Source organism: Ancylobacter sp., from assembly GCF_965229075.1.
Taxonomy (GTDB): domain Bacteria; phylum Pseudomonadota; class Alphaproteobacteria; order Rhizobiales; family Xanthobacteraceae; genus Ancylobacter.
The window spans coordinates 3,336,875-3,358,516 of record NZ_CBDDIO010000002.1; the positions used below are offsets into that span (position 1 = coordinate 3,336,875).

17 protein-coding genes are annotated in these 21,642 nt (G+C 65.6%); 2 read left to right on the forward strand and 15 right to left on the reverse strand.

All coding sequences use genetic code 11. The annotated features are described in order from the left end of the window. Positions 1–356 precede the first annotated feature (356 nt). From ACO07Z_RS21555 to ACO07Z_RS21575, 5 genes are all read right to left on the reverse strand, one after another. On the reverse strand, positions 357–1,220 hold the full coding sequence (locus tag ACO07Z_RS21555; RefSeq protein ID WP_421700571.1) for an aldo/keto reductase: 864 nt from the start codon (positions 1,218–1,220) through the stop codon (positions 357–359). 29 nt (positions 1,221–1,249) lie between these two features. Further along, positions 1,250–2,656, reverse strand: coding sequence for an aldehyde dehydrogenase family protein (locus ACO07Z_RS21560; RefSeq protein ID WP_421700572.1), 1,407 nt, complete (start codon positions 2,654–2,656; stop codon positions 1,250–1,252). 49 nt (positions 2,657–2,705) lie between these two features. Beyond that, positions 2,706–3,350, reverse strand: coding sequence for a reactive chlorine resistance membrane protein RclC (gene rclC, locus ACO07Z_RS21565; protein ID WP_421700573.1), 645 nt, complete (start codon positions 3,348–3,350; stop codon positions 2,706–2,708). Positions 3,351–3,359: 9 nt separating this feature from the next. Continuing rightward, positions 3,360–3,707, reverse strand: coding sequence for a carboxymuconolactone decarboxylase family protein (locus ACO07Z_RS21570; RefSeq protein ID WP_421700574.1), 348 nt, complete (start codon positions 3,705–3,707; stop codon positions 3,360–3,362). Between the two features lie 506 nt (positions 3,708–4,213). Then, complete coding sequence (locus tag ACO07Z_RS21575) at positions 4,214–4,846, reverse strand: glutathione S-transferase C-terminal domain-containing protein (RefSeq protein WP_421700575.1); 633 nt, start codon at positions 4,844–4,846, stop codon at positions 4,214–4,216. A gap of 534 nt (positions 4,847–5,380) precedes the next feature. Between ACO07Z_RS21575 and ACO07Z_RS21580 the strand changes: the two genes are divergently transcribed. Further along, positions 5,381–6,322 carry a GlxA family transcriptional regulator gene (locus ACO07Z_RS21580; RefSeq protein WP_421700576.1) on the forward strand — a complete coding sequence of 314 codons (942 nt, stop codon included), beginning with the start codon at positions 5,381–5,383 and terminating at the stop codon, positions 6,320–6,322. A gap of 9 nt (positions 6,323–6,331) precedes the next feature. On the opposite strand, the gene ACO07Z_RS21585 is transcribed toward ACO07Z_RS21580, so the two are convergent. From ACO07Z_RS21585 to ACO07Z_RS21620, 8 genes are all read right to left on the reverse strand, one after another. Then, entirely contained in the window at positions 6,332–7,051 is a 720-nt protein-coding gene (locus tag ACO07Z_RS21585; RefSeq protein WP_421700577.1) for a hypothetical protein, read from the reverse strand. 131 nt (positions 7,052–7,182) lie between these two features. Next, a complete protein-coding gene (locus tag ACO07Z_RS21590; protein WP_421700578.1) occupies positions 7,183–8,145 on the reverse strand; it encodes an XdhC family protein in 963 nt (320 codons plus the stop codon). A 69-nt stretch (positions 8,146–8,214) separates the two neighbouring features. Then, positions 8,215–10,464: a molybdopterin cofactor-binding domain-containing protein gene (locus ACO07Z_RS21595; RefSeq protein WP_421700579.1), complete on the reverse strand. Its 2,250-nt coding sequence runs from the start codon at positions 10,462–10,464 to the stop codon at positions 8,215–8,217. A 10-nt stretch (positions 10,465–10,474) separates the two neighbouring features. After that, the gene (locus ACO07Z_RS21600) at positions 10,475–10,924 is read right to left on the reverse strand and encodes a (2Fe-2S)-binding protein (RefSeq protein WP_421700580.1); all 450 of its coding nucleotides are present in this window, start codon (positions 10,922–10,924) and stop codon (positions 10,475–10,477) included. Between the two features lie 227 nt (positions 10,925–11,151). Beyond that, positions 11,152–11,382, reverse strand: coding sequence for a hypothetical protein (locus tag ACO07Z_RS21605; RefSeq protein WP_421700581.1), 231 nt, complete (start codon positions 11,380–11,382; stop codon positions 11,152–11,154). Positions 11,383–11,818: 436 nt separating this feature from the next. Next, positions 11,819–12,049 (reverse strand): hypothetical protein, encoded by a 231-nt coding sequence (locus ACO07Z_RS21610; RefSeq protein WP_421700582.1) that lies wholly within the window; start codon positions 12,047–12,049, stop codon positions 11,819–11,821. Between the two features lie 350 nt (positions 12,050–12,399). Continuing rightward, positions 12,400–12,765: a response regulator transcription factor gene (locus ACO07Z_RS21615; protein ID WP_421700583.1), complete on the reverse strand. Its 366-nt coding sequence runs from the start codon at positions 12,763–12,765 to the stop codon at positions 12,400–12,402. Between the two features lie 143 nt (positions 12,766–12,908). Then, positions 12,909–13,553 (reverse strand): response regulator transcription factor, encoded by a 645-nt coding sequence (locus ACO07Z_RS21620; RefSeq protein ID WP_421700584.1) that lies wholly within the window; start codon positions 13,551–13,553, stop codon positions 12,909–12,911. A gap of 294 nt (positions 13,554–13,847) precedes the next feature. Here ACO07Z_RS21620 and ACO07Z_RS21625 point away from each other — a divergent pair, with 294 nt between their 5' ends. Beyond that, on the forward strand, positions 13,848–16,370 hold the full coding sequence (locus tag ACO07Z_RS21625) for an MFS transporter (protein ID WP_421700585.1): 2,523 nt from the start codon (positions 13,848–13,850) through the stop codon (positions 16,368–16,370). 748 nt (positions 16,371–17,118) lie between these two features. Here ACO07Z_RS21625 and ACO07Z_RS21630 read toward each other — a convergent pair. Both ACO07Z_RS21630 and ACO07Z_RS21635 read right to left on the reverse strand, forming a co-directional pair. Beyond that, on the reverse strand, positions 17,119–20,277 hold the full coding sequence (locus ACO07Z_RS21630) for an efflux RND transporter permease subunit (protein ID WP_421700586.1): 3,159 nt from the start codon (positions 20,275–20,277) through the stop codon (positions 17,119–17,121). 11 nt (positions 20,278–20,288) lie between these two features. Continuing rightward, the gene (locus ACO07Z_RS21635) at positions 20,289–21,488 is read right to left on the reverse strand and encodes an efflux RND transporter periplasmic adaptor subunit (RefSeq protein WP_421700587.1); all 1,200 of its coding nucleotides are present in this window, start codon (positions 21,486–21,488) and stop codon (positions 20,289–20,291) included. Positions 21,489–21,642: the final 154 nt, after the last annotated feature.

The following is a 21,642-nucleotide window of genomic DNA, read 5'->3' on the forward strand; positions in this document are numbered from 1 at the left end:
GGCTGCGGTGGTGCAGGCATGCCATCTCGAAGGTGCGTGCGCAACTGCGGTACCAAGCATATCAAGCGCCTGCCGAGACGCGATCTTCGTTCTCAGCTTTGGCTTTGTGAAAAATGGCGCCGAGAGCATCGCTATGCATGGATGGATAGTCCGCAGGTGTTCGCGGCCGCTGGTGGCCCAGATCTTTTATGATCCACATTTCGTCGGGACTGAATCGCTAGAGATGCCTCCCGCATTTCGGTCCGACTAACGCCAGTGGCCGGCCCGTCGATCAGGCCGGATGGCCCGCAGCTTGCCTCAAGGCCGACCGATCCGCGCGTCCTGCCGGATCGGGCCGAGAGCAGATGCGTGCCGGCTCAGCGCCGGCCCGCTTCGCTGAGGGCCGCGAACTCCGCGTCGTCGAGAGTGATGGCGGCCGCACCGACATTCTCCTCAAGATGCGTGACCTGCGCCGTGCCGGGTATCGGCAGGATGACGGGGCTGCGCCGCAGCAGCCAGGCGAGCGCGATCTGTCCCGGCGTCGCCGCGTGCGCCTTGGCGATGCTGTCCAGCTGCGATCCCGGCCCGGCAAGCCGGCCGGCGGCCAGGGGGAACCAGGGGATGAAGCCGATTCCTTCGCGCGTGCAGTAATCCACCACGTCCTCGCTGCTGCGGTCCGCGAGATTGTAGAGGTTCTGCACCGTCGCCACTGGGAAGAAATGGCGGGCCGCCTCGATCTCCTCAACACTGACCTGGCTGAGCCCGGCGCGGCGGATGACGCCGCGTTCGAGCAGGCGGGCGATGGCCGCGAACTGGGCCTCCCGCGACACGTTGGGATCTATGCGGTGGAGCTGCCAAAGATCGATGACATCAACTCCCAGCCGCTCCCGGCTGCCCTCCGCCTGCCGCACCAGATAGTCGGGGTCGCCTTGCGGTCGCCATTGGTCCGGCCCGGGGCGCGTGAGGCCGCCCTTGGTAGCGATATGGATCGCGCTGTAGGGGTGAAGCGCCTGCCGGATGAGGCTCTCGGATACGTGTGGCCCATAGGAATCGGCGGTGTCGATGAAGTTGACGCCCAGTTCGGGCAGACGCCGGAGCGTCTGCAGGGCGCCTTCCCTATCCCTTGGCGGTCCCCATATGCCCGGTCCGGTGAGCCGCATCGCCCCAAAACCGAGACGGTTGACCACCAGGTCGCCGCCAATAGCGAACGTGCCGGCCTTCGATGCGTCGAGCGTTTTCATACCATCTTCTCCTGACGTTTCACGTTGCATCAGGCTGCCAGCCGGGCATTGAGCACCGGCAGCTGCGTGACGTCTTCCAAACCTTCGATACCGTTCTGCAGGCCGACGCCGGACTGCTTGGCGCCGCCGAAGGGAACATCAAAGGGCAGCGACATGTGCTGGTTGACCCAGATCGTGCCTGTCTCGATGCGGCCGGCGATCGCGATGCCGCGGCGGACATCGCCGGTCCAGATGGTGCCGCCCAGACCATATTCCGTGTCGTTTGCCTGTAGGATCGCCTCATCGAGGTCATCATAGACCTGAACTGGGAGCACCGGCCCGAACTGCTCCTCGCGCACCAGCCGCGCGCTGTCGGGCAGCCCGGTTACGATGGCGGGGCGGATAAAGTAGCCCTGTCCCGTGGGCTCGCCGCCGGTGAGGAAGGTGCCGCCCTCGGCGCGGGCTGAAGCGATGAATTCCAGCACCTTCTCGTACTGCATGCGGTTCTGCAGTGGCCCCATCGTGGTGGCGGGGTCCAGCCCATCGCCCAGCACCGCCGCCGCCGCCCGCCGCGCCAGCGCGCCGGCCACAGCGTGGAAGAGGCGGCGCGGGGCATAGACGCGCTTGGCGGCATAGCAAACCTGACCGGCATTGATCATGGCGGAGGCGAAGATGCGATCCGCCGCCCATTCGGGATCGGCATCGTCCAGCACGATCGCGGCATCGTTGCCGCCGAGCTCCAGCGTGAAGCGCTTCAGCGTGCCGGCCGCCGCGCCGAGCACCTTCTTGCCGGTCGGTGTTGAGCCGGTGAAGCTCACATGCGCGACATCGCGATGGCTGGTCAGCAGCGTGCCGAGATCATTGGCATCTACCAGTGTCTGCACCACGCCCGGCGGAAAGATCTCCGCGGCAATTTCCCCCAGCAGCAAGGTGCTGAGGGGGGTCGATGGCGCCGGCTTGACGATCAGCGTGTTACCGGTGATCAGCGCCGGGCCAAACTTGAAGGCGAGAAGCGTCATCGGCCGGTTCCAGGGCATGATAGCGACCACCACGCCCTGCGGGTAGCGCTGCTCGACGATCAGTTCCTGCGCGGTCTCCCGCACGACGCGGTCCTCAAGTCTCTGCCCCGCGAAATGGCGGATCGCGGCGGTGGCGCGCTCGACCTCGACGCGGCAGTCAGCGATGGGTCCCCCGCGTTCGCGGGTGAGGGTTTCGGCAATGCGGTCGCGATGAGCGGTCATGGCTTCGGCCATCCGTTCAAGATAGGGCCGACGCCCGTCATAACCCAGCGTCGCCCAGTCCCGCTGGGCACGTTTCGCCGCTGCTATGGCCTGCTCGGCCTGCGCGGCGTCGGCGCGCGGGGATTGGGCGAAGACGGTTGCCCGCGTCGGGTCGATGACATCGAGCGTCGACGCACCTTCGACCAGGCGGCCGTCGATAAGAAGATGGTAGGACATGGCGTACCTTGAGGGTGAGGGCGTGGACGTCGCTGGGTGGCTCATGCGGTCAGCTTCGGTGGACGCCCGGAGGCGGTTCCATGAAGCAGCCGCTGTCGGCGAGCCTGGCGGCTTCGAGGTCGGCTTCGATCTGCAGTTCGCGGGCCGTGGCGGCGAGCACCAGCCAGGCGCCGGCGAGCAGTGCGACATCTTTGAGCACGAGCCGTCCCGCACCCGACAGATAGGGGAAACCATGCTCGGCATCGCCAAGCGCCGGCACCCAGGTCTCGGGCGTGGTGACAAGGAATGACAGCGTCACAAAGGGTGTCGCGAAGGCAAGGGCCGCACCGATGAGCCCGAGCCGGCGATTCCAGAGCCCGGCCAGGGTCAGGGTGCCGATGACGAGTTCCACCGTGCCGAGCCCGCGCGAGAAACCATAGGTGTTGTTGGCAGTCTCCCAGGCGCGCTTGTCCGGGTTCAACTCGCCCTCGTGCGTGAGGTGCGTCTTGTAGTCCCCCGGGGCGTCGTAAAAGAACGACATGAATGGGCTGTTGGCCACGAAGGGCGTGATGCTGTCGGCCTCGTAGGGCACGAATTTGAGGGCGCCGATCCAGAGGAAGATGATCGCGATGGCGATTTTCATGCCGGCGAAGCCAATCCGGAAGGACAGCGGCGCGGCAAGGATCACGAGAGCCTGACGATAAAGCGATTCCATGGTGACGCCTCAGATGTCGCCGGCAGCGGCGAAGGCGTCGAGCGCGCGGGTGGAATAGACCAAGGCCGCCCCGGCATTGAGGGCGATGGCGACGCCGAGCGCCTCGGCGACCTCCTCGCGCGTGGCGCCGAGCTTGAGGGCCTGCTCACTATGAACGGTGATGCAGCCGTCGCAGCGCAGGGTCACGGCGCAGGCCAGCGCGATCAGCTCGCGCGTCTTGGCGTCGAGATGGTCGGTCTTCCCGCCCGCCGCGCCCAGCTGCACGTAGCCGCGCACCGAGTCCGCACTCAGCTTCGCCATGTCGCCGACACCGGCGAGCACCTGCTGCCGGTACTCGTTCCAGTCCATCATGTGCATTGCATTTGTTCTCCGTTGCATTTGGGGAGAACTATCGGCGGCGATCGAAAAACTCGAAGGACATAAATGCCGGGAAAAGGGACGTTTCGTGCGTTGTGGAAAAGAATTCGAAGCGGATAATCAAGTCATTCTGTTGAAATTACTTGCACTCGAGCGCTGCGCGATGGAGGCAAGTGGCCGTATCCAAAAGGCACGCCCGGTGGTGGCGGCGTCGCCCGACGGCTTGCACGATCAACGCGCGCGCCCTGACGCACAGCGGAGCAGCAAGTGCACCCGCCCAGGCCGGGCCTCCCGCCCATCGCCGATGGGTGGCCATGCAGCGGTGATCGATGAGTGCGTTGAGCGCGCGCGATGACCAGCTCGACCACATTCGGGACGACGTCGGTCTCGGTGGCGCTTTCCCCGGCCGTCGCCTAGGCACGGCCCTGCGGGCTCAGCACGCGTCAGGCGGAACGGCGCGCGTCGTTCGGCTCGATGGACGGTTCCCTGTCAAGGATACAGGGTGATCAGGGGGCTGGTTCCGGATCGTCGAGCCTGACCATTCCGCGACCTTCCGCCCTCAGCGCGGCCCGCACGGACGGTCTCTCGCCGACATATCGAAGGAAGGCGGCAAGGCGCGGAAAGGCGGCGATGTCGATACCGTAAAAGCGCGTCCAACTGGCGATGACGAACATATAGGCGTCCGCCGCCGTGAACGTCTCACCGGTGAGGAAGGGCCCGGCGAGACCCCGTTCAGCTAGGGCCAGCCGCCCCCGGATGCGGGCGAGCACCAATTCGCGCATCGGCGCGTCGATCTTCCAGTTCAGGGGGATGAAGCTTTTGTGCAGCTCCGCTGCCACGAAGCTCTGCCACTCCATCACGCGGTAGCGCGCCAGTGTGCCGGCCGCCGGCATCAGGTCGGTGCGGTCTGCGGCATCGCAGATATACTGAGCGATGACGAGATTTTCCGTCAGCCTTTCCCCTGAAGAGAGTTCCAGCAGCGGGACCATTCCGCGTGGGGCGATCTCGCGGTAGTCGGCGCCGTCCGCCCTCTGCTTGGCGGTGACATTGACGACTTCGAGTTCGAACGGCGCGCCAATCTCATGTAGAAGGATATGCACGGACAGCGAGCTCCCGCCGGGATGGACATAGAGTTTCATACAGCCGCTCCTGAAGGGCAGGGCTGCCCGCCGCCACGGGGGGCGGGGGACGCGATGAGGCCCGTGGTTGCTCCAGCACGCAGCTTGGCCGCGCCGTCGGCCGCCGCCAGGCTGCTCCGCGCACCGTTGATGGTCAGAGGGGGCATGCGCCCCTCATGCACTGGCATGAGGATGCGGAACGCTTGACGCGCCGATGAGGGCCAGCCTCTGACCGTGCCACGCAGCATCGCTTCCAGCCGATTTATTGCTCCTCGGTGCGGCTGAACACCGCGACGATCCCGGCCCCGCGTCCAGGAGCACATTCGCGCGCCGGTCGCATGCTGATCTGGCGATTATTGGCATGGAATACGCCGTTGAAATCGGTCAGGAACGCCGGCGTGCATGATGGTTTCTTCGCCTTCTGACGACCTTCGGCAGAGGTAGCAATACGTGCCGTGCTGTGGACAGGACGTAGATGTCATCATTTCTGCCACGCGGCTGGCAGAGCGCGCGCACGGAGACCATCTTGCCGCCCATGCGTGATGGAGACGAAAAATGAAGATCGGCTTTGTGGTAGCCCCGGATTTCCAGCTGATCGGGCTTGCCGCGGTCGCGGCGTTCGAGGTTGCCAATAAGCGAGCGGGTCAGACGCTCTATCAGCTCGACGTCGTATCGGAGGAAGGGGGCGCAATCACGTCATCCGCGGGCACGCCGGTGCTGACGCAGCGGCTGGACGAACAGATCTACGACACCTTGATCGTGGGTGCGGGGATGGAGATCCCCACCGCATCGCCCGGTCTGGTCAGGCTTCTGCGCTCCTCCGCCGAGAATGCGCGGCGGGTCGCCTCGATCTGCCTCGGCGCCTTCATCCTGGGAGACGCCGGGCTCCTGAGCGGCCGCCGGGCGACGACCCATTGGCGTCATGCAAGGTCGCTGCAGGAGCGTTTTCCGAGCTGCCGTGTCGACATGGACAAGATTTTCATTGAGGACGGTACCGTCTGGACGTCGGCCGGTATGACGGCGGGGATCGACCTCGTGGTCGGTATGATCGAGCGGGATCATGGCGTGGAGATCGCTCGTACGGTGGCGAAGAGCCTGGTGATGTATCACCGCCGGTCCGGCGGCCAGTCCCAGCATTCCGCCCTGCTGGATCTGAATGCCCGCGAGGATCGGGTGCAGCGCGCGCTCAACTTCGCCCGTGCAAACCTCAAAGCGCGGCTGGGCATTGACGAACTGGCGGATGCCGCGAGCCTGAGTCCGCGTCAATTCACCCGGCTCTTTCGGGCCGAAACCGGCACAACCCCGGCCAAGGCTGTCGAGATGCTGCGTGTCGAGGCGGCGAAACTGCTGCTGGCCCAGTCGCGCCTGCCGATCGAGGAGATCGCCCGCGAGGTTGGCTTTGAAAACAGGGAGCGGATGCGTCTCGCCTTCACGCGGGTGCATGGCGAGGTTCCCCGTGCGTTTCGCAACGATGCGGGGCCCCTCGCCACCATCTAGCAATCGCGACTAGGCCAAGCGGATATTGGACAGGTCGATCGAGACGACAAGCGGCTCGGGACTAAAACTCCCGTCGGGCTGACGGGCGAAGATCCGCCGGCGCGTCGGAATCTTGATGCCGGAAACCTCGATATAGTCGCTGACCAAATGGGCGCCGGGCGTGTTGCCGGCGATCTCGACATTGTAGTCGTGGCGCTTCAGCAGGCCGTCGCCGTTGAAATAGAGGGTCTGCAGGGTGCTGTGGGTGGCAATTGTCGCGGGAAAGCGCACAGCGAGGCGGCGCAAGTCGCCGCTATCGGTCGGCCACGGCTCCAGTTCCTCCGATTCCACCCCGGGCCAGGCGAGGAGGAACGGGAGGGTAAGGTACGCCCACATGGCGCAGCCGGCGAAGTAAGCCAGTTGCAACTCGCTCCACGGCGTCTGCAGCGTATGGCCGGCAAAGCTCTCTCTGGGCAGCAGCAATTCCTCGAGCACCATGCCGTCCGCGTTCTCGATCGCCACGCGGCCGGGCTCGAAGCGCGAGCGGCGTCCGTCGGACCCGAAGGGGCCGTGCGAAGCCCATTGCGCCTTGAGGCCGACGGTGACGCCCGTACGTTCCAGCGTGTGGGGCTGCCCTTTAAGCCCCCACAGCACGCCACCCTGGTCGAGGTCGGCCGAGAGCTGCGTGAATTGCAGCCAGCGCGGCAAGCCACCATGCGCTTCGATGACGAAATCACTTAGACGGGACATGACAGCCTCCAGAAGAAATGGTCCGCTCGGATGTAGAGCGATCCAGCTCTGGACATTAGGACCGCCAAAGCCGGTGCTTACATGCCGTAGTTGCCTTGTTTCCGGCCAACAATGTCGGCTCGGCAGCGGAACTATCCGCAGGCGACGGTGGACTGGCGTTCACCGGACTCGACGAGAAGCGGCTCGCCTTCCGACATCATGATCTCCGCCAGTATGGCGGCGGCGATCGCGGGTGCGCTCTTGGCACCCGCGAAGAGGCCCGCGGGCCCGTGAATGCGTTGCAGGCGCGCTTCGGCTATCCCTGCGTCGCGCAACGCGGCCAGGCGGATCTCGTGCGTGCGGCGGCTGCCCATCGCGCCGACATAGAAGCTGTCGCCGAGCAGGATGCGGGAGAGCAGGGTCAGTTCCACGTCATGGTCGTGGAACATGAGGACGACCGCCGTGTGCCGGTCCAGGCGGATGTCCGGCATGGCCTCGGCGCGGTTCATGGCGAACGTCGCGACACCTGCGCGTTGGCCCGCCTGCCGGGTGGCCGCATCGGGGGAGAACAGAAGCGCTTCGAGACCGGTGGCGTGTCCCAGCTTGCCGAGGCAGACCGGCGCAGCCCCTATGCCGAGAAGGATCAGCCTTCGACGTGGCGGGTAGCGGCGGATCAGGCCGGGCCGTTCCGGTCCGACGGATGCGTCGGCAAGATGGAGAGAGGCGTCGCGGCGCTCGCCCTGCCGCCGCTCGATCGCCTCAAGGTCACCGACGGAAACCTGCACATCGAAATGCAGGTCGATGGCGCTGCCGCAGGGAAGCCGGATATCGAGATATTTCGAACCGCGGCCATACCGCACCCGGCGGTTCAGACCGGCTCTGATCGCCTCCACCGCCTCGGCAATGACGGCCCGCTCGACGCAGCCGCCGGAGAGATAGCCGACCCATTCACCGCTTTCCGCAACGGCCATCTGGGCGCCAAGCGGGCGCGGTGACGCTCCCTCGATGGCGACGAGCGTGACGAGGCAGATGCGCTCACCACGGCGCCGCGCGGCAAGGGCGAAATCGACGACATAGTCGTCGAAGGGGTCCCACACCCCGCCAAGCTTCCGCATGTGGCTGATCTCCGTGAGCACGGCCGGTGCCGCGCCCCCCTGCGGGAGCGCGGCACGTCCCGAGCGTCCTCAGGCACTGAACTTTACTTTGGCAAGCGGGAGGCTGCGCACGCGGGTGCCGGTGAGCGCGGCCACGGCGTTGACGACAGCGGGTCCGACACCCGGCAGGCCTGGCTCGCCGACCCCGCCCATCGGAGCGCCGCTTTCGACGATCTCCACATGCACGGCCGGCATGTGTTCGCGGCCCAGGATCGGGTAGGTGTCGAAATTCGAGGACTGCCGAACACCGTCGACATAGGCGAGTTGCTCGAACAGCGTCGCCGACAGGCCGAGCGCAGCGGCGGATTCGACCTGCGACTTCACGATCGCCGGGTTGACGATGCTGCCGGGATCGAAGGCGATCCACAGATCGTGCACCCGCACCTCACCATCCCGCAGCGACACTTCGGCAATCGTCGCGGTCTCCGAGCCGAAGGGCGAGGCCATGGAGATGCCGCGTGCCCGTCGGCCGCCTTCCGCTTCATAGGGCCCGCGCTTCCAGCCGCCCGACAGGGCGCCGACCTTCTGCAGCAAAGTGAGATGGCGCGGCTGATCCTTCAGCAGTTCCAGGCGCAGCGCATAGGGGTCCTGTCCGCCGGCGTCGGCGATCTCGTCGAGGAAGCTCTCGTAAAAATAGTCGTTCATGGAATGGCCGACCGAGCGCCAGAAAGCGATGGTTACCGGATGAGGAAATTTGACGTATTCCATGGAGCGGTTCGCGATCGCGTAGGGCTTCTCGACAATGCCTTCCACCGCTGAAGGATCGATAGGCCCGCCGAAGACCGCGCCGAAATAGCGCGCGAGCGGGCCTTCGCCGACGGTGCGGACCTTGATCGCCACCGGCTTGCCGGCCTTGTCCAGCGCTGCGCTGAAGCGGCTGAAACTGAGCGGGCGCAGAGCGTCGCGCTTGAACTCCTCTTCGCGCGACCACAGCACCTTGACCGGCTTGCCCGTCGCCTTCGCCAACAGGATCGCCTGCGGGAAAGGGTTGCCCGGGCCATAGGCGAAGTGGCGGCCGAAGAAGCCGCCGAGGATCGGCGAATGGACGATCACCTTGTCCTGGGGGATGCCAGCCGTCTGCGCCGCGAGGAGCTGGAACAGCTCCGGCATCTGGTTGGGCATCCAGAGTTCGAGCGTTCCGTCCGGGTTGAAGCGAGCGATGGTGGAGGGCGGCTCCAACTGGCCATGGGCCAGATAGGGCGCATCATACTCGGCCTCGATCACCTTCGCCGCCGAAGCAAAGGCCGCATCGACGTCGCCTGCCTTCTCCGCCGACGCCCCGGAACCGCTCGCCGCCTTGAGCGCGGCAAGCAGGCCCTGTGATGAATAATCAGCAGCGGCCGTCTCGAGCCCGGTCGGGGCGGGGTCGTTCCACGTCACCTCCAGGGCTTCGACGGCTTTGCGGGCCCGATACCAGCTATCGGCCGTCACCGCGACGGCACCGGGAAGCGTGTGGATGGCATGCACGCCCGGCATCCCCTTGACGGCAGCCTCATTGGCCATACTGCGGGGATCGGTGCCGAGATGTGGCGCGTGCTGTATGGCGGCATAGAGCATGCCCGCCACCTTTTGGTCGATGGCGTAGACAGCCTTACCCGTCGACTTGTCGCGTGCATCGAGCCGCGGCACCGGCTGGCGGATATAGCGGAAGGTAGCAGGATCGCGCAGCGCGACTGACACTGCGGGCTCCAGCGCCATCGCCTGCTTCGCGATGTCGCCATAGGGGACGCGCCGGCCGCTGCCCTGATGGATCACCACGCCGTCCTCGGTGCTCAGCGTGTCGGGAGCCACCTTCAGCTTTGCGGCGGCGGCGCGGATGAACATGTCGCGCGCTGTCGCTCCGATGCGACGCAGCACGTCATAGCTGGAGCGCGTGGAAAAACTGCCTCCGGTCATGCGCAGACCGCCCACTACAGCATAGTCCGGCCCCGGCGGCGCGCATTCGACGACGAACCGGCTCGGGTTCACATCCAACTCCTCGCCGACGATCTGCGCCTGGCCGGTGCTGATGCCCTGCCCGCCTTCGACGAAGGGGCTGAGCAGCGTGACGGAATTGTCCGCGCCGATGACCAGGAAGGCCGGCACGCGCGTGCCGGGCTTGACCGCTTCCCCCATGGGCACGGCCGCGACGGCGCGGGGGGAGAGACCGGGCAGCAGTACGCCAAGCACCAGCGCACCGGCGCCGACGCCGAGGAAGCGCCGACGCGAGAGATTGGTGATGCCGTCCGGGTTCATCAGCCGCACGGCCTGGGCCGGATTAATCATGGCGAGCATGTTCATGGCGATCCCCTCACGCCGCCGCCGCTTGGCGGACGGCGTCAGCTATGCGGTTATAGGTGCCGCAGCGGCACAGATTGGTCATCGCGTCGGCGATATCGGCATCAGTAGGGTGGGGGATCTGTTTCAGCAGGGCGGTGGCCGCCATGACCTGACCGGACTGGCAGTAGCCGCATTGCGGCACCTGGAGCCCCGCCCAGGCTTCCACCACCTTGCGCCCGACCTCGTCCTGTTCGATCGACTCGATTGTGCGGATTTCGGCGTTGCCGACGCTCTCCAGCGGAACCTGACAGGAGCGCGTCGCTTCACCATCCATGAGCACGGTGCATGCGCCGCACATCGCGATGCCGCAGCCATATTTTGTTCCGGTCAGGCCGAGCGTGTCGCGCAGCACCCACAGGAGCGGCGTATCGGCTTCGACAGAGACATCATAATCCCGGCCATTGACGTTGATGCGCGGCATGCTGGCGTCCTCCGAATTGCGAGTGGAACCGTTTTAGAACCGCTCCAGTTCGGCTCGTAGGACGTAGAAACGCCCTTTCCGGCCATTCTTTCGGCTTCGCATGCCGCTCGCTGCGATTGTGGATGGCTGGAGAATTGGTCGGCAATGCATGGATGAGGCAGTACGGCCGACCCAGAACTCTTCTGGATCGGCCAGTATTCACGGTTATCTGTGGGTAGATGTCGCGATCAGTTGGAGGAGCGCGAATTGCCCTCAATCTGCGCACGAATGGCCACGTTTTCATTGCTGACGATGGTGCGGTCGACCGCCACGGCGGCGTTCCGGCCTTCCAGAACCGTCGCCTGCAAGGTCTGACGGCCGTAGAGCGAGGGGTCCCGGCCCTCGGCGGCCTTGGCGGACAGGACGCCAGCAGCGAGGAAGCCGGACAGGGCGACAACGGTAATCATCTTCGCGTTCATCTTCGTTCTCCTTATCGTCGCTTGCGGAAGTGCATCGCGATCCGATGAAAAGAGACTAGCGCCGCGGCTTTCACTTCATAATCATCTACCCCGTTCCCAAATCTAGGCGCGAAGGACGTTTTCCTATACCGAGGTTTAGGTGCGCGTCGGCCCCAAGATGCTGGAAGTGGTGGCGTGACGTGGAATATGCCGTCTCAGTGGGTGTGACGGGTACGGCCCGTCCCGGATGAGCGGGGAGCACAAGAGTTTCAGGCAGAGGCCGGTTCCGTGCGTCGACGCTGGCGCCATCAGTAGCGGATCGGCGCCGGACGTCGCGGCGGCGTCGGCTTGGGCGGCAGCCGAGCTGGCGGGCGATAGGGCGTAGAACGCAGTACGGCCGACCCAGAGATCTTCTGGGTCGGCCGTATTCACGGCTTCTGAGCTGTCGAGGTCGCGCTCAGTTGGAAGAGCGGACGTTACCCTCGATCTGCGCGCGGATGGCGGCGTCTTCATTGGTGACGATGTGGCCGTCAACCGCGACGGCGGCATTGCGGCCTTCCAGAAGGGTGCTCTGTACGCTCTGGCGGCCATCCAGCGAGGGGTCCCGGCCGTCGGCAGCCTTGGCGGACAGGACGCCGGCAGCGAGGAAGCCGGACAGGGCGACAACGGTGATCATCTTCGCGTTCATCTTCGTTCTCCTTATCGTCGCTTGCGGAAGTGCATCGCGATCCGATGGAAATAGACTATCGTCACAGCTTTCACCTCATAATCATCTACCCGGTCTCCAAATCTAGACACGAACGAAGCTTTCCTATACCGAGGTTTCGGTTCATGCGGATCATCTTTTGCTGGACGCGCTGGCACGGGGCCGAAGACGCCTTGTCAGCGCGCGGTGCCGCCCGCTCGCATCCTGCGATACTGCGCGTCGAACGACATGGGAGAGGTGGCAGGGCGTCGTGGAGAAGTGACGCGCCGACGCTGTGCCGAAAGCTCACGCCAGTCGGCGCCGTTGCGGGACGGCGATCGGGCGATGGGTCATCAGCCAGCCGCGTCGATGCAGCGGAGAAGTGCGTCGGCCAGAATGGGCTTTCGCAGCAGGCATGCCGCGCCGCCGGCCGATGCGCGCCGCTCGATCATTTTGTCGGCGAGCGCGGTCATGACAATCACATGCAGGTGCGGGTGACGCGTGCGGATGATGTCCTGCAGGTCGAGCCCGCTCATGCCGGGCATGTTTACATCCGTAAGCACGCAGGCAATCTCTCCCATCGGCGCACGTTGCAGGAAGTCTTCCGCCGACGCGTAGGAAAGCGTCTCGTGGCCGACGGACCGAAGGAACTCAGCGGTGGCGTCGAGAAAAGCCTCGTCGTCATCCACAATGGCCACGAATTTCTTGCCGAACGTCACGACCGACGCTCCCTGGAAGCGTTGAGATTTATCCTTTCATCAGATGGAGCGACGGCAGAGCTGCGGTAATTATACCCTCGTATAGGGAGGGCGAGGGCTGGGTCCCACAAGCTATTGATGCAAAGGCACTTTATGCCGTTCCGTCAGGTGGCTGCCGCCGCCTTGATCTGTTCCGCCTTCAGCACGAGGTCGACGACCGAGGTTGCCTTCATCTTACGCATGAGGTTGCCGCGGTGAATTTTCACGGTGATTTCGCTTACCCCGAGTTGATAGGCGATCTGCTTGTTCAGGAGGCCCTGCACGACAAGGGCCATCACTTCCGCCTCCCGCGGCGTGAGTGTGGCCGCGAGCCCTGCCAGTTCCGCGGACGCTTCCTTCTCGGACCTTTGGGCGCGGTCTCGCTCGACCGCCGCCATCACAGCGTCGAGCATTTCCTGGTCGCGAAACGGCTTCGTCAAAAAGTCGGTGGCCCCCGCTTTCATGGCCCGTACCGACATAGGTACGTCGGCATAACCGGTCATGAAGACAATGGGCATCCTGTTGCCCATGCCGTTGAGCTTCGCCTGCAGGTCCAGCCCGCTCGCACCGGGCAGGCGCACATCCAGAACAAGGCAACCGGGCCGGTTGGGGATCGTGGCCGACAGCAGTTCGGTTGTGGAGCCAAAGGCGGTCGTCTCAATCCCCACCGAACGCAGGATATCGACGAGGCTGTCCCGAATGCCTTCGTCATCATCGACGATGATCACGAGGGGAGCCTCAGCAGAGGAGGTGGCGGTCGTCTTCTTCATGCTGTGCCCCGATTGCGATCCGGCTGACAGCCATGGGCCGTCGCCCATGCGCTCGTCAGACTGCCGCGCAGATTGATACGATAACGCCGTGGCGTAACAGCTTATCTCAGGACAAAATTGCAAGGATAACGGACGTTCTTGCTTCCGGACCTGTACATTTCCGTGAAATGAGGATTAACGGTCTCACTTCATACATAGTGACAGGTATGTCGGCGCGCATATCGGGCGTGACGACTTGATCTGATCGTAATTCGCGGCCCGGATCATGAAACGTACTGCATTGGGGCCCTTCTGATGGGGTCTGTCGCGCCGGTTGCCCCACGCCAGAATGTCCGCCGCATCCTTTTCGCGAGCCTCGTCGGTACGACGATCGAGTTCTATGACTTCTATATCTACGCTACGGCCGCGAGCCTGATCTTCGGGCCGCTCTTCTTCCCCGCCTCGGTGCCGTCGATGGAACTGATCGGAGCCTATGCGAGCTTCGGCCTCGCCTTCATGGCCCGGCCGCTCGGCGGCGCGGTGTTCGGTCATTTCGGCGACCGCATCGGCCGCAAGACGACGTTGGTCGCCTCGCTCTTGCTCATGGGCGGGTCCACAGCGGCTATTGGTTTTCTGCCGACCTATGCGCTGGCGGGATGGCTCGCGCCGTTGCTTCTCTGCCTGCTTCGCCTGGGGCAGGGCCTGGCACTGGGCGGAGAATGGACCGGCGCGACGCTGCTCGCCCTGGAGAACGCGCCGTCCGGCTGGCGCGCCCGCTACGCCATGTTCGCGCCGCTTGGCGCGCCGCTCGGCTTTATCATCGCCAACGGGCTCTTCCTTCTCCTCACCCTTGTCCTCGACCCGGGCCAGTTTCGCGACTGGGGCTGGCGCGTGCCTTTTCTGGCCAGCCTGCCGCTGGTCTGGATCGGTCTTTGGGTTCGGATCAACCTTGTTGAAACCCGTGAATTCGCGGAAGCGCTGGCACAGGCGCCGCCGCCGCGGGTGCCGTTGCTGGAGCTGCTTCGAAGCTACCCGTTTCAAGTCATCATCGGCACCTTCGGCGTCGTCGCCTGTTTTTCGCTCTATTACACGGCTACGGCCTTCGCGCTCGGCTATGGTACCACGACGCTCGGTTACACGCGTTCGACCTTTCTGCTGGCGGAGCTCGGCGCCATCCTGTTCATGGCCGGCAGCATCATCGTCGCCAGCTGGCTGGCAGACCGTTTCAACCCCGAGTCAATTCTTAGCGTCGGCTGTGTCGGCACGGTTCTGGCGGGCATCGTGCTCTCGCCGATGCTAGGCAGCGGATCGCTGGCGATGGTGTTCGGCTTCCTCGCTTTCGCCCTGTTCGTGATGGGATTCGTGAATGGACCGCTCGCTGCCTGGCTGCCGGAGCTTTTTCCGCCTCGGGTGAGATATTCTGGTACCTCCGTAGCCTTCAATTTCGGGGGGATCCTTGGAGGGGCCTTTTCTCCAATGATCGCGCAGGCCCTGGCGCAGAACAGCGGGCTGGCGGCCGTGGGCTTCTATCTCGCCGTCACTGGCGGCGTGAGCCTGAGTGCGTTCGGCTTCAGCGCGCGCCGGCGAACGCAGGAGGCGCTGGCGCAGAGTGAGAAGCGCTATCGCTCGCTCTTCGAGCAGGCCCATATCTCGCTGTACGAGATGGACCTCGCCGGATGGAAAGAGGCGCTGGAAGAACGGGTCGCCCCGGGATCAGCGGGCCGGCGCCATGCGCTGCACCGGAGGGCCACCCTCGACCATCCACCCGAAAGCATCCGCCTCGTCAATGGGAACGAAGCGATGGTGCGGCTTCTGTCGGCCGAGAGCAAGGCGGATGTGCTGGGGCCAATCAACCGGTTTCTGGTCGATTCTGCGCCGCTGACGACAGCGCTGGAGACGGCCATCCGGGGGCAGTCAGCTCACATCGAAACCCAGTTGCGGCTGCGGACGTGTCAGGGGCGCGAACTCACGGCGCTGCTGCTGATGACACTTCCCGACGATGAAGCATCCTTTAGCCGCGTGAGCGGGGCTATGCTCGACATCACCGAGCGCGAGGCGGCCCGCGAAACTCTTATGGCGGCGCAGCAGGAGTTGGCGCGTGTCGGGCGCATCTCGACTGTGGGCGCCATTTCAGCCTCCATCGCGCACGAGGTGGCCCAGCCGATCGGCGCCGTCATCATGAGCGTGCAGGCCTGTATGCGCTGGCTCCAGCGCGAGGTGCCCGATATCGAGGCGGCGACGCGTGCGGCCGAGCGGGCGGTGAAGGATGGTATCCGGGCCAGCGAGATCGTCCAGCGCACGCGCGAACAGTTGCGGCAGGTCCGCCGCCAGCCTCAGAGCGTGGAGTTGCGGCAGGTGGTCGAAGAGGCGGTCCGACTGCTCGACCGGGAAGTGCTGGCGACAGGGACGCGCGTTCAAATGGACCTCGGCCGCACGGGCGCCCACGTCATCGCTGACCGAGTGGAACTCCAGCAGGTAGTCATAAACCTGATGACCAACGGCATGCATGCCATGAGCGCGACGCCCGAGGAGCACCGCCTACTGGACATAACGCTACGGCGTGAGGGAGAGGATCTCGTCGCTCTCAGCGTGCGCGATCGTGGCAGCGGCATTTCGCAGGACAATCTGGCCAAACTGTTCAATCCCTTCTTCACCACCCGACACGAGGGCATCGGCATCGGCCTCGCCATCTGCCGGACCATTGTCGAGAGCGCGGGAGGTTCCCTGCAGGGACGCAACAGCGAGGGGCGGGGGGCCGTCTTCGAGGTCCGGCTGCCGCTCGCCGTCGCCACGCATGACGAAGCATTGGCGGTGGGAGCATCGGCCACGAGCAAGTAGTCGAGCGATGCTGCGCGCGTTGTGGGGCGAACGAAGCAGTGTCTCAGATCCAAATCCCGCGAACGACCGGCTGTTCCGCGCGCCTTGCTCCTGGAATTCCCTCGCTCGGATCCCGTTTCTATCCGGTTCGCCGTCTGTTGCTCTTCACGATCCCGACGATCTGCGCCTCGCTGAACCGCTCTTGCGCGTCCTTCGTTTCCTGGTCGGTATCCCAGCGTCTCAGCGAGGGTAATCCAGGGGACATGTTTAGATGCAGCGCAACTGCTGCCGAGTTTCCGTGTCTGTACACCTCTATTCCAACCGAAAGTCGGTATCGGGCATTGCGACCTGCACAGCTCGGCCCTTTGTGCAGTCGACCGTCCGCAAGAGGGAGACGGGCCAATGGCTGCTGGCATCGCAAAGGTGCCTGCGTGCCCAACCTTGCTAATGTCTCGTTTTGGGCGGCGGCCGTTACCCGATCAATGGCCGAAATCGGGGCGCAATGCGGACGTCGCTGAAGGAACAGCCGAGAGGCAGGTATGGGTCAACACACCCTATAGGGCTATGGCGTACACATAATTCTCTTCTTGGTCGCTCGCGGCCCGCCATTCCCGTTCTTCCTTGAATATCAACGATCATGGCAACCCGCACGGCCGGCGGCCCGGGCGTGACGGCCATTGGCCGTGGCGGGTTGGGGGCGGCCATGCACCGACGCGCGCGATGGCCGGGACAGCCTGCGCGAGCGAATGGCGCGGGAAATGCTGGCCGTTTATTCGACGGCCAGTGCCGGGTCTGCCTTCACCGGGCGACGGCTGATCCGCCGGCACATCGCATAGAAGGGTGGGGTGAAGATAAGGCCGAAGAAGGTGACGCCGAGCATGCCGGCGAACACCGAGATTCCGAGCACCTGCCGGAGTTCGGCGCCGGCGCCCTCGGCGAGGACCAGCGGCAGCGCCCCCAGAATGAAGGCCAGAGATGTCATGATGATCGGGCGCAGCCGCACGCGGGCCGCCTCGGCGGCGGCCTCGGCCGGGGACGCGCCGTCATCCTCGCGCTGGCGGGCGAACTCCACGATAAGGATGGCGTTTTTCGCCGCGAGCCCGATCAGCACGACAAGTCCGATCTGCGCCAGGATATTCAGGTCCATCGACATGACCAGCAGGCCGCTCACCGCCGCCAGCAGGCACATCGGCACGATCAGCATGACGGCGAGCGGTAGCGTCCAGCTTTCATACTGCGCGGCGAGCAACAGGAACACGAACACGATCGACGCGGCGAAGACGATCAGCCCGGAACTGCCGGCGAGCCGTTCCTGCAGCGCAAGCTCGGTCCACTCGAAACTGTAGCCTTCCGGCAGCTGTTCGCCGGCGATCTGCTCCATCCGGTCCAGTGCGGCGCCGGTCGACGTGCCGGGCGTCGCGGTGCCCTGCACCTCCGCGGCGACCGCAAGATTATAGCGCGGAACACGGTAGGGACCGGAGCGCTCCTCGAAGGTCGCGACCGAGCTCAGGGGCACCATGGCGCCGGAATCGCTGCGCGTCTTGAAATTGGCAATGGCGGAGACGTCCTGGCGGAAGGCGCCGTCGGCCTGCGCGCGCACCTGGAAGGTTCGGCCGAGAAAGTTGAAATCGTTGATGTAGGACGAGCCGAGATAGACCTCCAGCGCCTCGAACACGCGGCTCGACGGCACGCCGAGCATCTGGGCCTTCACCCGGTCGATGTCGGCATAGAGCTTGGGCGTCGCGGTGTTGAACGGCGTGAAGACGCGGGTCAGTTCGGGATGGCGCGCCGCTTCCGCCACGATCGCGGCGATCGTCGCCTCAAGTTCCGCCGGGCTCGCGCCGTTGAGGTCCTGGACCATCATCTTGAAGCCGCCCGCATTGCCCATGCCGCGCACGGACGGGGGCTTGATGGGAATGACGCGTGCTTCAGTAAGGTCGGCGAGGCGCCGGGGCAGCCCCGCCATGATGGCGTCGATTCCGAGACCGGGGCCGGTGCGGTCGGCAAAGGGGGCAAGGATCACGAACCCGATCCCGCTGTTTGACGCATTGGTAAAGGTGGCCCCGTCGAGACCGGCGATGGTGACGACATGGGCGACGCCTTCGATTTCCTGCAATCGGGTCGACAGGTCGCCCATCACCTCTTCGGTGCGCGAGAGCGAGGAGCCGGGTGGAAGTTGCACGGAGGTGATGAAGTAGCCCTGGTCGAGTTCCGGGATGAACCCGCGGGGCGTTCGGTCCATCTGGAATGCGGTAAGGGCCAGCAGGGCGGCATAGGGCACCAGCACGAAGGCGCCCGCGCGCAGCACGCGCCGGGTCAGCGCGCCATAGCCGTGGGACAACCGGTCGAAGCCGGCGTTGAAGGCCGACGCTGCGCGGGGAACCCAGCCGAGCGGCCCGCGCCTGCGCGTGGTGTGGTGGCCATGCGGCTTGAGCAGCAGCGCGCCGAGCGCCGGGCTGAGAGTGAGCGAGACGAAGGCGGAGATGAGAGTCGAGACGGCGATGGTGACGGCGAACTGCCGGAAGAACTGGCCGGTGATGCCCGGCACCAGCGCCGCCGGGATGAAGACGGCGGACAGCACCAGCGCGATGGCGACCAGCGCCCCCGATATCTCGTCCATCGAGACATGGGCGGCCTCCTTGGGCGAGAGGCCGCGTGCCAGATGCCGCTCGATGTTCTCGACGACGACGATGGCGTCGTCGACCACGATGCCGATCGCCAGCACCAGGCCGAGCAGCGAAAGATTGTTCAGCGAATAGCCAAGCGCCGCCATCACCGCGAAAGTGCCGATCAGCGAGATCGGAATCGCCAGGATGGGGATGAGCGCGGCACGCCAGCTCTGCAGGAACAGCATGACGACGACGACAACCAGCACCATCGCCTCCGCCAGGGTCACATAAACCGCGTCGACGGATTCCTGAATGAACAGCGTCGGGTTGAACGGAATCTCGTAGGCCACGCCCTCGGGCAGCCGCGCGCCGAGCCGCTCCATTTCCGCCGCGACGCGCCGGGCGGTGTCGAGCGCGTTGGAGCCGGGCTGCTGATAGACCAGGATCGGCTGCGACGGGCGGCCATCGAAGCGGGCGCCGGCGCGATAGGTCTGCGCGGTCAGCTCAACATGGGCGATGTCGCGCACGCGGGTGACGCGGCCCTCCGCGTCGGTGCGGACGATGATGTCTTCGAACTGGGCAGGTTCCGACAGCCGGCCAAGCGCTTCGACATTCAGCTGGAACGCCCCCTGCGTGGGGGTCGGCGGCTGGTTCACGACGCCGGCGGCGACCTGCACATTCTGCGCGCGGAGGGCCTCGACCACCTCGCCCGCCGTCAGATTGCGCGCGGCGACGCGGTCCGGATCGAGCCACACCACCATGGCGTAGTCGCGCGAGGCGGCGAGCCGGACGTCGCCCACGCCGGAGATGCGCAGCAGCGCGTCCCGGATCTGCAGCGTGGCGTAATTGGCGAGATAGAGCTGCGAGCGCGATCCGTCCGGCGACAGCAGCTGGATGCCCATCATGAGGTCGGGCGAGGTCTTGCGCACGGTGACGCCGAGACGGCGTACCTCCTCCGGCAGGCGTGGCTCGGCGACGGCGACGCGGTTCTGCACCAGCACCTGCGCCTCGTCGACATCGGTGCCGAGGGCGAAGGTGACGGTGATGGAAAGCTGCCCGTCGCCGGTGGCCTGCGAGGACATGTACAGCATGTCCTCGACGCCGTTGATCTCCTGCTCGATCGGCGCGGCGACGGTGCTGGCCACCACCTCCGCCGACGCGCCGGGATATTGCGCGTTCACTACGACGGTGGGCGGCGCGATCTCGGGATATTGCGCGAGCGGCAGCGTGACATAGCCCGCCAGCCCGATCAGCACGATGAGGATCGACATCACGCCGGCGAAGATCGGCCGCTCGATGCAGAAATGGGCGAGGCGCATGGGGCGTCTCCTCAGCCGCCGGTCGGACCGGCGAGCGCTGCGGCCCGAGGTTCACCCTCCACCGGCTTGGCCGTCACCTTCTGCCCGGGGCGCGCGCGCAGCAGCCCGCTGACGACGACGCGGTCCTCCGGGCCGACGCCACTGCGCACGATGCGCATCCCGTCCGGTTGCCGCGCGCCGAGATCGACCTTGGACGAGCGTATCGTGCCATCCGGCGTCACGGTGAACACCACCCGGTCGGCCTGGTCGGTCATCAAGGCGGTTTCCGGCACCAGGGTCGCGGGATAGCTGCCGGAGAAGGGAAGCCGCACGCGACCGAACTGGCCGGCGGTGATGTGCTGCTGCGGGTTGGGGATGACGGCACGGGTGCGGATGGTGCCGGCGCCGGCTTCCAGCCGATTGTCGACGAAGTCGAGTGTGCCGGAAAGCGGCCAGCCTTCGTCGGATTGGGTGCGGGCCTCGATTGGAATCTGTCGGCCGTTGAGCAGCGGAACGTCACCTCGTCGGGCGGCCGACTGATAAGCCAGCAGGTCCTGCTCGCTGATGTCGAAGACGAAGTAGACCGGATCGAGCGCGACGAGCGTGGTCAGCATCGCGCCGTCGGTCACCAGGGCGCCGGCGTCGACGCGGCGATTGGAGACCCGCCCGGCAAAAGGCGCGCGCACGTCGGTGAAGCCCAGCTCGATTTCGGCCCGGCTCACCGCCGCAGCGGCAAGCGCGCGGGCGGCGTCGGCAGCCTTCTTCTGCTGGCGGCGCTGGTCGAGGGTGGCTTGCGAGACTGCGTTGCTGCTGACCAGTTGCTCTGCCCGCTGCAATTCGAGCGTGGCGAGCTCGACCTGCGCTTCGGCGCTCGCGTGTTGCGCCCGCGCCTGGTCCAGCGCCGCACGATAGGGCCGGGGATCGATGACGAACAGGATCTGACCCGCTTCAACCACGGCCCCGTCCTGGAACGCGATGGAATCGAGATGGCCGGAGACACGCGAGCGGATCTCGACCGCCGCGCTGGGCTCGAAGCGACCCGAGAACTCCCGCCAGTCGACGGTCTCCCGCACCACGGGCGAGGACACCAGCACCGTCGGCGGCTGTGGCGGCTGCGCCTGGGCCTGCGCCTCCAACGCGGGAACGGCGAGGTGCCAGGTGAGGGCGGAAGCGACGAGTGCCGCCGTGAGGGAAAGGGCGGCGCCTGCAATGAACCTGCGGTCACGGGGCATGAGTGCTTTCCATCGTCGCGGCATTGGAAGCCTGCCGCCGAGTTACGGGCGCCTTGCGGGGCGGATGGATGGGAGTCGGGGGCGAGGTGGCGAGACCGGCATGAGGTGCCTTGGTGGGCGACGGGTCATCGTTACCCCAGCCGGTCCCGCTCCC

Coding starts and splice junctions, on each gene's coding strand:
- ACO07Z_RS21595 (WP_421700579.1), bottom strand. CDS start 10,464: ATGAACATGCTCGCCATGATTAATCCGGCCCAGGCCGTGCGGCTGATG.
- ACO07Z_RS21610 (WP_421700582.1), bottom strand. CDS start 12,049: ATGAACGCGAAGATGATCACCGTTGTCGCCCTGTCCGGCTTCCTCGCT.
- ACO07Z_RS21600 (WP_421700580.1), bottom strand. CDS start 10,924: ATGCCGCGCATCAACGTCAATGGCCGGGATTATGATGTCTCTGTCGAA.
- ACO07Z_RS21635 (WP_421700587.1), bottom strand. CDS start 21,488: ATGCCCCGTGACCGCAGGTTCATTGCAGGCGCCGCCCTTTCCCTCACG.
- ACO07Z_RS21630 (WP_421700586.1), bottom strand. CDS start 20,277: ATGCGCCTCGCCCATTTCTGCATCGAGCGGCCGATCTTCGCCGGCGTG.
- ACO07Z_RS21575 (WP_421700575.1), bottom strand. CDS start 4,846: ATGAAACTCTATGTCCATCCCGGCGGGAGCTCGCTGTCCGTGCATATC.
- ACO07Z_RS21590 (WP_421700578.1), bottom strand. CDS start 8,145: ATGCGGAAGCTTGGCGGGGTGTGGGACCCCTTCGACGACTATGTCGTC.
- rclC (WP_421700573.1), bottom strand. CDS start 3,350: ATGGAATCGCTTTATCGTCAGGCTCTCGTGATCCTTGCCGCGCCGCTG.
- ACO07Z_RS21570 (WP_421700574.1), bottom strand. CDS start 3,707: ATGCACATGATGGACTGGAACGAGTACCGGCAGCAGGTGCTCGCCGGT.
- ACO07Z_RS21555 (WP_421700571.1), bottom strand. CDS start 1,220: ATGAAAACGCTCGACGCATCGAAGGCCGGCACGTTCGCTATTGGCGGC.
- ACO07Z_RS21605 (WP_421700581.1), bottom strand. CDS start 11,382: ATGAACGCGAAGATGATTACCGTTGTCGCCCTGTCCGGCTTCCTCGCT.
- ACO07Z_RS21620 (WP_421700584.1), bottom strand. CDS start 13,553: ATGAAGAAGACGACCGCCACCTCCTCTGCTGAGGCTCCCCTCGTGATC.
- ACO07Z_RS21580 (WP_421700576.1), top strand. CDS start 5,381: ATGAAGATCGGCTTTGTGGTAGCCCCGGATTTCCAGCTGATCGGGCTT.
- ACO07Z_RS21560 (WP_421700572.1), bottom strand. CDS start 2,656: ATGTCCTACCATCTTCTTATCGACGGCCGCCTGGTCGAAGGTGCGTCG.
- ACO07Z_RS21625 (WP_421700585.1), top strand. CDS start 13,848: ATGGGGTCTGTCGCGCCGGTTGCCCCACGCCAGAATGTCCGCCGCATC.
- ACO07Z_RS21585 (WP_421700577.1), bottom strand. CDS start 7,051: ATGTCCCGTCTAAGTGATTTCGTCATCGAAGCGCATGGTGGCTTGCCG.